Origin of the sequence: Parasphingorhabdus sp. (assembly GCF_049667325.1) — a bacterium.
Lineage (GTDB): Bacteria > Pseudomonadota > Alphaproteobacteria > Sphingomonadales > Sphingomonadaceae > Parasphingorhabdus.
This window is the reverse complement of the sequence record NZ_JBATHY010000316.1, coordinates 15009-29449: the sequence shown is the minus strand read 5'-3', so window position 1 is coordinate 29449 and position 14441 is coordinate 15009. Positions and strand designations below refer to the sequence as shown.

At 55.8% G+C, this 14441-nt stretch carries 15 protein-coding genes and 1 tRNA gene; 5 read left to right on the top strand and 11 right to left on the bottom strand.

What is annotated here, in order from left to right:
• Positions 1–844: 844 nt before the first annotated feature.
• On the top strand, positions 845–2227 hold the full coding sequence (locus WBM93_RS13840) for a hypothetical protein (RefSeq protein WP_424432447.1): 1383 nt from the start codon (positions 845–847) through the stop codon (positions 2225–2227).
• 372 nt (positions 2228–2599) lie between these two features.
• Here WBM93_RS13840 and WBM93_RS13835 read toward each other — a convergent pair whose 3' ends face one another.
• The 8 genes from WBM93_RS13835 to WBM93_RS13800 all read right to left on the bottom strand — a co-directional run bounded on the left by WBM93_RS13835 (position 2600) and on the right by WBM93_RS13800 (position 8886).
• Positions 2600–3016: an MAPEG family protein gene (locus WBM93_RS13835; RefSeq protein WP_424432446.1), complete on the bottom strand. Its 417-nt coding sequence runs from the start codon at positions 3014–3016 to the stop codon at positions 2600–2602.
• 93 nt (positions 3017–3109) lie between these two features.
• On the bottom strand, positions 3110–3889 hold the full coding sequence (locus WBM93_RS13830; RefSeq protein ID WP_424432445.1) for a HesA/MoeB/ThiF family protein: 780 nt from the start codon (positions 3887–3889) through the stop codon (positions 3110–3112).
• A complete protein-coding gene (locus WBM93_RS13825; RefSeq protein ID WP_424432444.1) occupies positions 3886–4293 on the bottom strand; it encodes a hypothetical protein in 408 nt (135 codons plus the stop codon). The genes WBM93_RS13830 and WBM93_RS13825 overlap by 4 nt, the downstream gene beginning before the upstream one ends.
• A gap of 36 nt (positions 4294–4329) precedes the next feature.
• Entirely contained in the window at positions 4330–4776 is a 447-nt protein-coding gene (gene dut / locus WBM93_RS13820) for a dUTP diphosphatase (protein ID WP_424432443.1), read from the bottom strand.
• A complete protein-coding gene (locus tag WBM93_RS13815) occupies positions 4776–6065 on the bottom strand; it encodes a bifunctional phosphopantothenoylcysteine decarboxylase/phosphopantothenate synthase (RefSeq protein WP_424432442.1) in 1290 nt (429 codons plus the stop codon). The genes dut and WBM93_RS13815 overlap by 1 nt, the downstream gene beginning before the upstream one ends.
• A gap of 2 nt (positions 6066–6067) precedes the next feature.
• Entirely contained in the window at positions 6068–6574 is a 507-nt protein-coding gene (locus WBM93_RS13810; protein WP_424432441.1) for a hypothetical protein, read from the bottom strand.
• 4 nt (positions 6575–6578) lie between these two features.
• Positions 6579–8132, bottom strand: coding sequence for a 2-polyprenylphenol 6-hydroxylase (gene ubiB, locus WBM93_RS13805; protein WP_424432440.1), 1554 nt, complete (start codon positions 8130–8132; stop codon positions 6579–6581).
• Between the two features lie 13 nt (positions 8133–8145).
• Positions 8146–8886 (bottom strand): class I SAM-dependent methyltransferase, encoded by a 741-nt coding sequence (locus tag WBM93_RS13800; protein WP_424432439.1) that lies wholly within the window; start codon positions 8884–8886, stop codon positions 8146–8148.
• A 105-nt stretch (positions 8887–8991) separates the two neighbouring features.
• Between WBM93_RS13800 and mutM the strand changes: the two genes are divergently transcribed.
• The 3 genes from mutM (at position 8992) to WBM93_RS13785 (ending at position 11112) form a co-directional block, all read left to right on the top strand.
• Positions 8992–9804, top strand: coding sequence for a bifunctional DNA-formamidopyrimidine glycosylase/DNA-(apurinic or apyrimidinic site) lyase (gene mutM, locus WBM93_RS13795; protein ID WP_424432438.1), 813 nt, complete (start codon positions 8992–8994; stop codon positions 9802–9804).
• Positions 9805–9916: 112 nt separating this feature from the next.
• Positions 9917–10177 carry a 30S ribosomal protein S20 gene (rpsT, locus tag WBM93_RS13790; RefSeq protein ID WP_424432437.1) on the top strand — a complete coding sequence of 87 codons (261 nt, stop codon included), beginning with the start codon at positions 9917–9919 and terminating at the stop codon, positions 10175–10177.
• 275 nt (positions 10178–10452) lie between these two features.
• A complete protein-coding gene (locus tag WBM93_RS13785; RefSeq protein WP_424432436.1) occupies positions 10453–11112 on the top strand; it encodes a DUF4136 domain-containing protein in 660 nt (219 codons plus the stop codon).
• A 25-nt stretch (positions 11113–11137) separates the two neighbouring features.
• Here WBM93_RS13785 and dnaA read toward each other — a convergent pair whose 3' ends face one another.
• On the bottom strand, positions 11138–12526 hold the full coding sequence (dnaA, locus tag WBM93_RS13780) for a chromosomal replication initiator protein DnaA (RefSeq protein WP_424432449.1): 1389 nt from the start codon (positions 12524–12526) through the stop codon (positions 11138–11140).
• Between the two features lie 580 nt (positions 12527–13106).
• On the opposite strand from dnaA, the gene WBM93_RS13775 reads away from it, so the two are divergent.
• A tRNA-Val gene (locus WBM93_RS13775) sits at positions 13107–13182 on the top strand.
• Positions 13183–13216: 34 nt separating this feature from the next.
• Here the strand turns inward: WBM93_RS13775 and WBM93_RS13770 are convergent.
• Both WBM93_RS13770 and WBM93_RS13765 read right to left on the bottom strand, forming a co-directional pair.
• A complete protein-coding gene (locus WBM93_RS13770; protein WP_424432435.1) occupies positions 13217–13891 on the bottom strand; it encodes a cytochrome b/b6 domain-containing protein in 675 nt (224 codons plus the stop codon).
• Between the two features lie 6 nt (positions 13892–13897).
• Positions 13898–14413: a c-type cytochrome gene (locus WBM93_RS13765; protein WP_424432434.1), complete on the bottom strand. Its 516-nt coding sequence runs from the start codon at positions 14411–14413 to the stop codon at positions 13898–13900.
• Positions 14414–14441 lie beyond the last annotated feature (28 nt).

Genomic DNA, 14441 nt, shown 5'->3' with positions numbered 1-14441 from the left:
GGTTTATTGCCTGTAAAGATTCGCCGGACATCCAAAAAGATAGCCAGCGCGACAAAACCTAACGGATTAACAATCACAAATGTGAACCAAACTAGTTTATGATAGGAATGCTTCGGTTCTCGGCTTTTCGAGAGTCTTTACAATTATCGCTAGCGGTCGTTTGAACCAAACCCCCGATGCTAAATTGAAGCATGACTTCGGCACATTCGATTGAATGCTGCTCTGCCGATGATGTCAAAGTTGTCGAACCTCGATCGGGCTGATCCGCAGTCGCTGAAAAAGCCACTGCGGCTAATGAAAACTGTAAAATATACGAGATCGCCATCTAACACCTTCTCCATTGATGCTTCCGGTAACGGTCAATTTTTGAAAACATTCAGCCCAAGCGAACTAAAATACGCCGGTCCGCCAAAATATGCTGTGGAATATCATTGAAATTTGGAGTTGCAGAACCAAAGCTTGGTCCAATATCAAAAACACCGTAATGGAAAGGACCAACCAACCCTTACGGTGCTTCTGATTTCCTAGTCTGGTCTCCAGTAAAGCTAATGACGGTAGCGTTCGTCCAGAATTAAGTCCCACCGGAATCAAATCTAAGACTCTCAGCCCACAGATCCTAGAGACGCAGAGTTCGACAACCCTGGCAAAACGGCTCGAGCGGCGCTTGTACTAACGTCGCCGATTTATGTCTTAACTGGATGGAATATCTGCCGTTTAAAGCGGCAGAGATTCGGCTTTTTTTTGGGAGGGGATTACGATCATCGCAAACGTAAAGCCCTCTTGTCCGTTCGCCAAAGCGAGGATCCTTCTTGCTTCCTTGCTCTGCCTCACTCTCTTTTGGGCCATGGATCACGGCATTGCAGAAGCGCAAAGCATTCGCAGCGGAGTGACATTTCAATGGTCTGACACCCAACCCAACCCGGCGAGTTCCGCAACACTTGCCGGTGTCACTGTCAACGGTGTCGTTTATGATGCGCTGACCTTGCCATCAAGCTATCAGATGCTGCAAGTCGGCCCCGGCGGCCACACCACAAACCGTATTAGACGAAATGGCGTGCAGATTGAGAGCAGTAGCGCCAGCGCATCCTGGAATAGCAACGCAACTGCAGCCTTTGCCAGTCGCAATCTCAATTTCAAATTTGAAGCCGATGCTTCCAATAACAATGCTAATATCTGCAATAACCCTGGTGCAATCGCGACTACATCCAACCAGATCCAGCGTTTGTCTTACGGCTTTGGATTGCCAGCGACAACAGGCTCGATACTTGCGGTTACGGAACGCAATGCAAACAACTGCTACTATATCCGAATCCGTGGCATTCCCGTTGGTGGAGATTCAGAGCAAATCCTCGGCGGGACTTTCGTCCGCGGCGGGGCCACATTGTGGGGTCCAACATTTGGCGCGCCTCCGAACGGCGTAGATTATTGGAGTTCGGGACGGGTCAACTCGAACGACGGCACAATTGGTATTGCACTATTCGTGCTCGACCCGCTTGTTCCGGCCGGCTCAATTATCACAAAAGTTGACTTCATCGCCGCCGACAACGACCATGGCGACGGCAAGGTTTTTATCATGCAGTCTAGCGCGCCAATCATTGCGAATGACGACAATGTCAGTGCAGTCGATGGCGGGGTCGCTTCGGCAAATGTCTTGAATGTGTTGAACAATGATTCTTTGCGCGGGTCTCCACCGACCGCATCCAGCGCAACTATCTCTATTGTTACACCCGCGTCTCATCCCGGCGTCACATTGAATACCGCCAATGGATTTGTGAGTGTCTCGGCAGCGGTTCCGCGAGGCACATACCAAATAACATACAGGGTCTGTGAGACGTCGGTTCCAAGAAATTGTGACACTGCAATAGTGACGGTTCCGGTCTTGGGATTAGAGGTTCTCAAGAATAGTAAAGTGATTTCTGACCCGATCAGTGGGACCTCGAACCCGAAAGCCGTTCCAGGCGCAATCGTAAGATATTGTATTCAAATCGAGAATGAAGCGAACAGCACTGCCGCGGAATCCATAGCGGTGGTCGATGATTTATCGCCATTTCCGGTTACCTTTGTGCCGGGGAGCATTAGAGTTCGAGCGAGTGTTATTGCTGATGATTGTGATTACACCACCGGTGTCAATGGGGGCAGCTACGATGGCACATCAGTATCGTGGGAATTTGCCGGGCTGCGTGGTCGAACTTCCACCGCATTGTATTTCGATGTGACAGTTGATTAGATTTTCCGTGAAAAAATGGAATGAACTGACGTCCTATCCTCGACTTATTCTGCTCTCATGCGTCCATATCATGAAACGATTGAGCTGAACGTTTGAACGTAGATCAACAGCGGCTCCTTGAACAAATTGGCAGAATTTTCTGGATTTTTGTTAATATCGGTTTTCTTGTTGCTCCAGTCATAGCGCTAAGGTCTATGACAAGAGCACGCAGTGGCTGGCCCGAACTTCCGCTTGAACAGGTTCAAGATATCAAAGCGGCCCGTCCGTAAACCACCCAATTCTTGCCGGTCATGCTGGCCAAAATCAACGTCTGCCTTCGGTATATATCAGGCGCTGTAAAATCACCTTCCCGACCAGCGCGCAGCTCTGACTCTAGTCGAGCAGATTCACCGTCACAAACAGATAGATCACCCATAGCGCCATGGCGGTGATCGACAGCGCGGTCCCGATCACGCCAACTTGCCGCAAGCGCACATTGCCGGTGCCGTGATGCTGATACATGCCGTAGATATGGAGCACCCGCGCGATCAGGAACAAGGCCGCCAGTCCGGTCAGCGTCCAGTGATGGGCGCTGGTCATTTCGAGCAGCGCCAGCAGCAGGATCGCCATCGGGGCGTTTTCGACAAGGTTGGAGTGGCAACCGCGGACCATCTGCAGTTTCTCATCGGTGCCGGCACCGAAACTTGTTTCGGTGGCGACGCGCTGACCGATTACCTTGAACATCAGAAATATCATCATCAGCGCGCAAATGGCTGCGGCAAGCGCGGTTACTGGCAATGTCATCATCATCCTCCCTGTTTTTTCCGATATCTTAGGCGATTTTCGGCAAAGCGCAAATCGGAGCGCAGGCGATCAAGCGGGCACCGGTCAAGTTGGCGACGGTTAAGGTGACACCGTGCCACAGCTTTTGCACCGCGGGTCCTTGGGCAGGTTGATGCTGCGCATCGCCGGCGCAAGTCCGTCGAACAACTGGAGTTTTCCGGCCGGGTCCTGGCCAAAGCCGGTGATCACGCGGATTGCTTCCATCGCCGCAAAACTGCCCATCAGCCCGACCATCGCGCCGAGCACGCCAACTTCGCTGCAATTGTCGCAATCATCGGGGTCGAGCGCGTCGCCGACGAAACAGCGATAGCAGGGTTTGTCATCCTCCCATCCGCGGAACGTGCCGAGCTGTCCCTGGAACTGCCCGATCGCCGCGGAAACCAGCGGGACGCGGTGTTTGACCGAGAGATCGGAGACCAGCAGCCGGGTCTGGTAATTGTCCGAGCCGTCGACAATCGCGTCAAAAGGCGCAAAAAATGCTGCGCTGTCCTCGGAAAAATGCTGCGCGGTAAGTCGTTGATTTATAGGTATTATGTCAACATCCGGATTGATCCGCTGCGCGGCAACTTTGGCAATTTCAACTTTCGGCTTTCCGATATCATTTTCGGAAAACAAAACCTGTCGTTGCAGATTCGAAAGCGACACCACATCATCGTCGAAAATCGTCAGCGCTCCGATTCCGGCCGCCGCGAGATACTGGATTGCCGGACAGCCAATACCGCCGGCACCGATGATCAAAATATGCGCGTCAAGGATCTTCTTCTGTCCAGCGCCACCAATATCCCTGAGCACGATATGCCGGGCATAGCGGTCGAGCTGTGCGTCGGTGAGTGGACTCATTCAGGCCAGCGGAAGGTGATCGACTGACGATACCATTTCTGGTCGCCGCTGCGCTTGACCGCACCGTCATGACCGGCATATTTCGTCATGTGCGCGATGACATATGTTTCCAGTGGCCGGCAGCCCGTTTCGACGGGAACGACCTTTGTTACCCGGCCCTCAGGAGAGACTTCGAGCGCAAAATCGACCCGCGCGTGGACCCAGCCAATATCGGTGGTCAGATTGCAATCGGCTTTTTTGGAAATGCGTTCTGCCTCCCGTTCGTGCCGTTCCAGAATGGGTAGTTTTTTCTCGAACTGGGCGAGTTCCAGATTGTAGAAATCCGCAGACAAGGACTTGATTTCTATGTCGTCGGCGGAAGCAAATGCTCCTGAAAGTGCAATGGCCGCTAGGATATTCATCATTTCATTACCTCTTCACAAAACAATATCATGGGTTAATCATACGCCGGTTGACCCGAAACCGCCAGACCCTCGCTGAGTATCGTCCAAATCCGTTACTTCGACCAGATTTCCGCGCTGCACCGGCGCGACAATGATTTGTGCGATACGGTCGCCGCGCCGGATGACAAATTCCTCTTCGCCATGGTTGATCAGGATGACCTTCAGTTCGCCGCGATAGTCGCTGTCGATCGTGCCTGGTGTATTGGGTATGCTGATCCCCTTTTTCAGCGCCAGGCCGGAACGCGGACGAACCTGAATCTCGTAGCCGGTTGGGATGGCGAATGCAAAACCGGTTCCGGCCAGCCCGCGTCCGCCCGGCGCGATGGCCAGCGGTTCTGCGGCGCGAACATCCATACCGGCCGAGCCGCTGGTTTCGTAGCACGGCAGGGGAAGGTCGCCAGCGTGATCCAGACGTTTGACGGCGATCTCAATGGGTTCAAACATCAGGCAATCTCCTCGCTGATTTTTGCAACAAGACGACGCGCGACCTCCGGTTTGGGTAGTCGCTCCCAGATTTCACTGCCGGTTTTGGTGACGATATGGACGCTGTTGTCCGCGCCGCCCATCACGCCTTGTCCGATCGGCCCTGAAACATCATTGGCGACAATCCAGTCGCAGGATTTTTTTGCCAGCTTCGCCTTGGCGTGTTCGGCAATTTTCTCGGTCTCGGCGGCAAAGCCGATGAGCAGGCCGGGGCGCAGCTTGTGGTTCGCAAGGCCGGCCAATATATCTGGATTCTCGGTCAGCTTGAGCGGCGCGGGCGCAGCCCCTTTCTTCTTGATCTTCTGTCCAGACTGGCTGTCGGCGCGCCAGTCGGCAACGGCCGCCACCATGATCGCGATATCGGCGGGCAGCGCGTCGTGCACCGCCTTTTCCATTTCGAGTGCGGTTTCGACGTCGACCCGCATGACGCCGGCCGGTGTGGCGAGATGGACGGGGCCAGCGACCAATGTCACCTTTGCACCGGCCTCTGCGGCGGCAGCGGCAATTGCAAAGCCCTGTCGCCCTGAAGACCGGTTGGCGATGTAGCGCACCGGATCGATTGGTTCGTGGGTCGGGCCTGCGGTGACGAGGACATGTTTGCCGCGCAGCGGTCGATGCTGGTCTGGTGCAAAGGCGGGTTGGCCGTCTAGGGGATTGGGGCGGTCGCCCAATTCGGACTTCGCCGCACCGGGAGACGTCGACATCTGCGAGCCTGTCCGCGCGCTGATCTCCGCCATAATTGCTTCCGGCTCGGGCAAACGACCCGGACCGAATTCACCGCATGCCATATCGCCCTCATCGGGCTGCATGACGATGATGCCATCCGCCCTGAGCTGCGCTATATTGCGCTGCGTCGCGACGTGTTGCCACATCCGCACATTCATCGCCGGGACTGCCATCACCGGGGTGTCGGTCGCCAGCAATAATGTGGTCGCCAGATCATCGGCAATCCCGCCGGCCATCTTGGCGAGCAGGTTGGCGGTAGCCGGACAGACCACCAGCAGATCGGCCTCCCGGCTGAGCTGGATATGCCCCATTTCGGCTTCGTCTTTCAGGCTCCACAGGGTTGTGTGCACTTCATTTTCAGACAATGCGGCCAGCGTCATCGGGGTCACGAATTGCGCGCCCGATTCGGTGAGAACACAGCGAACCGTCATGCCCGCCTTTTTGATCAGGCGGATAAGTTCACTGGATTTATAAGCGGCAATGCCGCCGCCGATAATAAGGAGAATATGTTTGGGTTTTGCCATGGTTAGGAAGATTTCCGTACGAAGCTGGCCTTGTTAAACTGTCGCCATCCGTCGTTGGTCAATAACCAGTCCGTAACCGAGATCCGGCCTTCGTCTGTTAGATGATATTCCGTTCGTCCCAGTTTCCCACCTGCGACACCCCAGATCGAAATGATCGAATCTTTTCCAATTTTGACGCTGAGCGGGTGCAGGTCGCCGCTATTGTCAGCCCAATAGCCGACAGTGTTGCTCGTTTCTGTAGCCTGGTAGTGGCCGATGCCGGTGAATGTCTTGTCACCCGCCGGATTCATATTGATGCGATAGTCAATTCTGTAGAATTGACCGTCCAATGTTTTTGTCCAGATCATCTCCGACTTTACATCCGGACCGAAGCTGTTGCCCGAAGCGACCCATGATCCGGTGACCTGATCGAATATGTTCTCTTGATCGCTCGCGTGAGCTGCGGATGGAGAAATGGCTGCGGACGCGATTGCAAAGGCGAAAGCCCAAAACAAGAAGGAAAGCTTCATCGGTTCATCCCCAAATGAACATAGCGCCTGCGCCAATTGCGCCAGCCACAATGGCCGTTAGCATATAACGCCAAAACCCGCTACGTTCGCGCCTATTCCGCGTCTCCCACATCAATTCCACATCTGCGACCGGGAGGGCAGGCGGTGCGCCGCCCTGGCGAGGGAGCTGCTGGTCGAGCCGCCGGACGATGTCGGGGAGCAGCAAGAGCGTGTCGAGGTCGGAATTGATCCGGTCGGCAATCGCCGCTTCCGGCCCCAGTTCGCCGCGGATCCACTGCTTCACATATGGACCGCTGGTATCCCACATGTTGATTTGCGGGTTGAGGTCGGTGGCAATCCCCTCGACCATCACCATCGTCTTTTGCAGCAACAACAGATGCGGCTGGGTTTCCATGTCGAAATCGCGGGTGATCGCGAATAGTCCGTCGAGCATATCGCCGACCGACAATTCGCTCACCGGTTTGCCGCGCATCGGTTCGCCGACCGCGCGTAAAGCCGTGGCGAAATCCTCCATGCTGTGATGATCCGGAACATATTGCGCTTCAAAATGGATTTCCGCGACGCGTTTGTAATTGCCGGTGGTCAGGCCGTAGAGGATTTCCGCCAGCCAGACGCGCGCTTTTTTGTTGATTCGCCCCATGATGCCGAAATCGATGGCAACAATCGTGCCGTCGGCCTTCACGAACAGATTGCCCTGGTGCATGTCGGCGTGGAAATAGCCGGCCTCGATCGCCTGTTTGAGGAAGGTGTGAACGAGCCGGTTGGCAATCGAGTCAAGATCATGGCCCGCCGCGACCAGTTCATCGCGGTTCGAGATTTTGACACCGTCGACCCAGTCGAGCGTCAGCACCCGGCCCGATGTCCGGTCCCAGTCGATGGCCGGAATCTCATATTGATCGACCTGAACCATATGTTCGGCCAGTTCCGAAGCGCTGGCTGCCTCGCGGCGCAGATCCAATTCGCGCATTGTCCAGCGACGAAAATTGGCGATTACCAGTTGCGGGCGAAGGCGTTTTGCCTCGCCGCCCAAGGCCTCGAGATGCGCCGCAGCCCATTCGTAGGTTTCGATATCCTGGGTGAATTTCTTGATGATCCCGGGACGCAGTACTTTTACCGCAACGTCCTTGCCTTCTAGCGTTGTTGCGCGGTGGACCTGCGCGATCGAGGCGGCGCCGACCGGTTCAGGGTCGATATAGCTGTATAGCTGGTCCATGGACTTGCCGAGGCTGAGTTCTATCTCATCGCGAATCTGGTCAAACGGTACGGGCGGCAGGCTGTCCTGCAATTGCAGCAGATCACGCGCGGCCGCTTCGCCAATGACATCGGGCCGGGTCGCCAGCGTCTGGCCAAGCTTTATCGCCGCCGGACCAATGGCCTGCAGCGCGGCTGAATAATTCGGTTCCTTCGGCTGGAATGTGCCGAGCCGGGCAATGCGGAACAGGCGGCGGACCTGCGGCGGTGTCGCCTTGTGCCTCTCCAGATCGCGCAACGCGCCATGTTTGGCCAGCGTGCGGCCCCATTTGAGCAGGCGGAATATGTGAGTGCGGGCTTTGGTCATCGGGTGCGCGCGCTCAGACTTTCCAGCCGCTGTGGATCGCGACCAGCCCGCCCATCATCGGTTCCACCTTGGTCTGGCTGAATCCGGCAGCTGCGATCATCGTGCGGAATTCTTCCATCGGCGGAAATTTTGCGATTGATTCGGCAAGGTAGCGATAGCTGGCCTCGTCATTCGCCACCGCCTTGCCAACTTTGGGCAGGATATGGTGGGAATAGGTTTCGTACACCTTGTCAAAACCAGGCCATTTGGTTTGGGAAAATTCCATGCAGTAGAACCGACCGCCGTATTTGAGCACGCGGTGCGCTTCGGCCAGAGCCTTGCCGATGTGGGTGACATTGCGGATGCCAAAGACGATCGTATAGGCATCAAAATGGGCATCGGGAAAATTCAGCGTCTCGGCATTTTGCTGGCTCCAGACCAGCCGCGTTTCATCCTTATCAAGAGCCCGTTCAACGCCCGCGGCCAGCATCTCGGCATTGATGTCGGCCACCGTGATATCAGCGCCGCTGTCGACCATGCGAAAGGCAATATCGCCGGTGCCACCGGCCATGTCGAGAATAGTCTCCCCTGAGCGCGGTTTGACGCGGCGCACGAAGCGGTCTTTCCACAAGCGATGGGTGCCGGCGCTCATCGCGTCGTTCATCACATCATATTTTGATGCAACGCTGGAGAAAACCGCGCCAACCTTGCCGGTTTTTTCGCTCTCTTTGACTTCTTCATAGCCGAAGGAGACGGTTTTGCTTTCGATAGCCATTTTTTGCCTGTGCCGATTTTTCTTTGAAATCCCGAGTAGACGAGCCTTGGCAGCACTGCAATCACTCTATAGCTGCCCTTTGGACCGTAACGGATAAGGAACGCCATGCCCGAACTGCCCGAAGTGGAAACAACCGTCGCCGGTTTGAGACCGGTGCTCGAAGGGCAGCGTCTCACTCTGGTGGAACCGCGCCGCGCCGATCTGCGCCGGCCGTTTCCGGTTGATTTGCGGCAACGGATGACGGGCGCGGTTGTTATCTCGCTCGGCAGGCGCGCAAAATACGGCCTGATCGAAACCGATCGCGGCGACATGATGATCTTCCATCTCGGGATGTCGGGGCGCTGGCGGATTGACCCGGAGGAAATCGAGAAACACGATCATCTGCTGATCGAGACCGATTCCGGTCACCGGCTGGTGCTCAACGACCCGCGTCGATTCGGTTCGCTGGATATCGTGCGCACATCCGACCTGGGAAGCTACCCGCCTTTTGTGACGATGGGACCGGAACCGCTGGGCGAGGATTTCACCGCGGCATATTTGAAGGCTGCGACCAAAAGCCGAAAGTCATCGATCAAACAGCTTCTGCTCGATCAGCGCACGGTCGCCGGACTCGGCAATATCTATGTCTGCGAAGCGCTGCATATGGCGGGCATATCACCGAGCGTGAAGGGCGGTGCAATCTCCAAGCCGCGCTATGCGCGGCTTGTGGTGGCGATCAAGCAGGTCCTGGCAGCGGCGATTGCGGCTGGTGGTTCTTCCCTGCGCGACTTCGCCCGACCGGACGGGGAACTGGGCTATTTTGCCAAGGACTGGCTGGTATATGGCCGCGAAGGGGAGGCCTGTCATTGCGGTGCTATGGTACTGAGGCGAGTCGATAGCGGACGGTCGACCTTTTACTGTTCGCAATGCCAGAAATAAGCGGTTCACTAAGCTATTGACGGGAATCGGCTGTCACGCTATTGGCCGCCGTCTTGAGCCGGAAGCTATACGAAAAGTCCCGGCCTTTAATTTCAGATTTTGAGGGTTTTTCATGGCTAATACGCCGCAAGCAAAAAAACGTATCCGTCGCAACACGCGCCGCACCGCGATCAACAAGAATCGCCTGAGCCAGATCCGGACCAAGATCAAGGCCGTGGACGCAGCCGTCGAGGCTGGCGACAAGGCAATAGCTGCCGCAGCTCTCAAGGCCGTACAGCCTGAACTGGCGCGCGGTGTGACCAAAGGCCTGTATCACAAGAATACAGCTTCGCGGAAATTCAGCCGCCTGACAAAGCGGGTCGCCGCGCTGTAATCAGCCCGCCGCTTCTGCACAGAAAAACCCGCCCGATTGTGGCGGGTTTTCTTTTGGGCGATTGCTTTCTGATTCGCGGGTCGTGCGGCCTATTTGGCCGCTGGGGAATCGAAATCCTGTTCCGCCGATCGGCTGACCGACCCGTTTTTGCTTGTGCAGCGCATGCCAAATGGGTCAAGTCGCCAGCGGGCGTCGATCTGTCGTCGTTCAAAGCCGGTTCAGCCTGAACACGCTATCAAGCCGGTCATGATGATGGGCAATCTGAAGGAATTAACATGACTATTCTTGCCAAGTTCGGTTTCAATCGGAAAGGGCTTTCGCTGTTCGCGCCGCTGGCCCTGCTAACCCTTGGCGCTTGCGCAACACCATTCCGCGCCGACGTCCAGCGTTTCGCCGCGCTACCCGACACCACCGGCCAGAGTTTCGCAGTTGTTGCCGCAGATCCGGATCTGTCCGGCGGGCTCGAGTTTGGTCAATATGCAGCGCTGGTCGAACAGCGGATGCTTGACCTCGGCTACCGTCGTAGCGCCGATCCGGCGGCGGCAGAGCTGATCGTCAGCATGGATTATGACATCGACAAGGGAAGGGACAAAGTCGTCGCTGATTATGACCCGTTTTATCCCCCCAGCAGGTTTGGCGGATATTACGGACGCCACCGCTATCTCTACGGATATAATGATCCATTCCTGTACGGAGGCTACGGTTTTTCGGGCTATAACGGCGTCCGCAGCTTTACCGTATATACCTCAGAGCTGGAAATGAAGATTGACCGTGCGGTCGATGGCCAACGCCTGTTCGAAGGCAAAGCCGAAGCGCTGTCGCGGTCGAAAAACCTGACCTATCTCGTTCCCAATCTGGTGGAAGCCATGTTCACCGACTTTCCGGGAAACAGCGGCGAACGGGTCCGGATTTCGGTCGCTCCCGAGAAAGAATAGATCTGAACATTAGACCGGGTGTCGCTCAGCTTTCCAGTTGGCGCAGCAGCATCCGGACGTCATTGTCCATTTCGCTGTCTTCTCCGCGCAGATGCTCGACCAGTTTGACCGCGTGGATAACCGTGCTGTGGTCGCGGCCACCAAATTTCCGGCCGATTTCCGGATAGCTACGCGGCGTCATCACCTTTGCCAGATACATCGCAACCTGACGCGGGCGGGCAACAGCGCGCGCGCGACGTTTCGATGACATCTCGTTGCGGTCGAGCCGGTAATATTCGCAGACCGTGCGCTGGATTTCGTCGATCGTGATCCGGCGGCGACAGGCGCTCAAGATGTCGGACAATTGTTCCTCGGCCAGTTCGCGGCTGATTTCGCGACCGGTGAGCTGGGCATAAGCGAGCAACTTGTTGAGGCCGCCTTCCAGCTCGCGCAAATTGCGGCTGATCGTGCGGGCGAGAAATTCGACCACTTCTTCCGACACGTGCTGGTGCGGCATAGTGGCAAGGCGATGCTTTAGAATGTCCCGGCGAAGTTCGAGGCCTGCCGACTGGATGTCGGCGACCAGTCCCATCGACAGACGGGATAGCAGCCGCTGGTCGACACCGTCGAGCGCTTGCGGCGGACGGTCCGCGGCCACGACAACGCGTTTGCCCTGGCTGATCAGCGAATCGACGGTGTGGAGAAATTCTTCCTGGGTAGAATTTTTGCCGACGATGAACTGTATATCATCGATCATCAGCAAGTCAGCTTCACGCAGGGAGGCCTTGAATTCCATCCCCTCGTTGCGACGCATCGCCGATACGAACTCGATCATGAACCGTTCGGCGGACATATAGATGATCGTCGAGGACGGAAATTCTGCGCGAAACGCATGACCGATGGCGTGCATCAAATGGGTTTTGCCCTGACCGGTCGAGGACTGGAGATAAAGCGGGCTGAACAGCGGCTTTTCTTTTGCAGCTGTGCGCTCTGCAGCATTGAGTGCCAGAACGTTCGAATGGCCGGCAATGAATTGGTCGAAGGTCATCCGCGGATCCAGGTCCAGACGAAATTTGCTTTCCGGGACGACATTAGACTGGCTATTTGCCGCCGCGCCATGAGCGCTACCCGAATTCGAGATATGGGCGATTTTCGCAGACCCGGACTGGGCTTCAAAAGCAAGGCCGCTGACCGCCGGATGATGTGCTTTCCATGCCAGCAGCAAACGCTCGGAATAGCGATCGCGAACCCAGTTGGCAGCAAATTCCGACGGAAGCATCATCAGCATTGTGCCCGTATCAGAATCAAATACGGATAGTTTGATCGGCTTTATCCACTGGCCGAAAATCTGTGCCCCCATATCGCGGCGCAAGCCTGCGCAAATTTTTTGCCAGATAGTTTCCAGATCAGCTGCAACAACATTCCCGGTTTCCACAGACTCACTTTCAGGCAGGCTGTTAACCCGCTCAGTTACGATTTCTTTCACGAACATCCCCCGACATTATCCCTCTGGCCCGCACGATAGCAGCACCAATATTCAACTCCGGATTCCAGACGCCTACCCCCAGCCATAGGAATCACTCAGACGCACAGAATCCATGCTGAAATCATAGTTTCAGCCATCATTTTCATTTTCATTTGAGGCCTGGAAATTACATCCGGAGCCACCAGCCAAGATTTGTTACTAAGCCCCTCCGTCCGAGTCGATCAAGAGCGGCATAGTAAAAAAAGTGAAATATATCGGTTGACAGCGGCAGGCCGTGGGTTTTGCCAAAAAACAAAGTAAGTAGCTGAATAACAATGATTATATACTGTGGATAACGTGGCATAACAGGCGAATCGCGGAGTCAGCTTAGGTTCTGGCAAACCGGCAATTGATTGCAACAGTCTGGCGGCCAAAATCTGGCAAAGGCAATCTTGTCAGCGAACCGGCGCAAATAGGCTTGCCAAAGGCGCTATGATTTGGCAGTGGCGCTCGCCTGACCTCATCGATGCCAAAATGCATCTTGTCATGGGGGCGATTAGCTCAGTTGGTAGAGCGCTTCGTTTACACCGAAGATGTCGGCGGTTCGAGCCCGTCATCGCCCACCATATCCTCCCGATGTATAATCTGCCTCGATTCGTTTCAGCCGAAACTTGCTAACGCCACGATGCAAACCACCGACAGGCTCGCGGCGGCTATGAACCGAACCAGCCGCAGCCGATTGTCCGGCAGTTTTCCAGCGTCAAAGTCAGTGCGGGACCGACGGCCGGTTACCATCGCTCCAGCGAGTTTCTCCTTCAGGACAAATTGATATGCGGCGATTGCCGCAATATGGAGGCCGATGAGGCCCGCCAGAAGGTTGAAGTTGAACTCGTGGATATCGGCCAACCATCGGCCAGTCTCAAACGATACCAATACTGCCAATGGCCCTGATTCGAGACCATCGACATCGACAGAGAATAGTCCTGTTGCAACCTGTGTAGTCAGCGCGCCCAAGAGGGCGAACACGCTGAGCACGGCCAAGGGACTATGGCCAAAGGTAGCTCCCTGTTCTCGTTTTCGCAATTTTCGGACATATAAGGTCAGCGTTCCGATCCGTCGCACCATTGGGACGAAGCGTGCCGTCCAAGTCCCGATCAATCCCCATGTCAGCCGGAAGAGGACCAAGCCGAGCATCGTCAGGCCGAAACCCCTGTGCCAGTCCATATAACCCTCTTCTGCGGTCCACCAAAGCAGCGGAACAAGCACCACCATCAGCCAATGGACCAGCCTGACGGACCAGTCCCAGACCAAGATGCGCGAGGAATCGGCCGTCATTTCAGACTAGTCATCCAAACGATATTTGTCATGACATGCCTTGCATGCGCCGCCGGTGGTCTTGAACGCGGCGCCAATGGCAGCGACATCGCCGCCCTGCGCAATCGTGTCTAGCTTTGCAGCCGCATCCTGCATTGCCGTAACCTTGTCATTGAAATCCGTTTTGTTATCCCAAATTATCGGCAGTGCGTCGGTTTCGATGCCGGCTTCGGGGCCCGTACCTTCCGGAAACCAATCGGCCATGCCGGCCGCTTCCTTGGGGACAATAGCGGCGGCGGACTGGATCAGCGCCAAATCAGGGCTGCTCGCCTTTAGCTGATCGCTGATTGCCTTGAACGCCTTGCCGATTTTTTTGAGTTGCCCCTGCCGCGCCTCTATCTGCTCTTTTACCGTCAAGCCGCCTGGAAGCGCGACGTTGGCGGTTTCGGTAGCCGGCTCTGCTTCGTCATTCTGTCCGCAGGCGGAAAGCAGCGTCAGTCCGGCAAGAACCGGCAAGATGATTTGTATTTTACGGGATTTCATCGCATTCTCCAATAAGCCAATGGCGCTC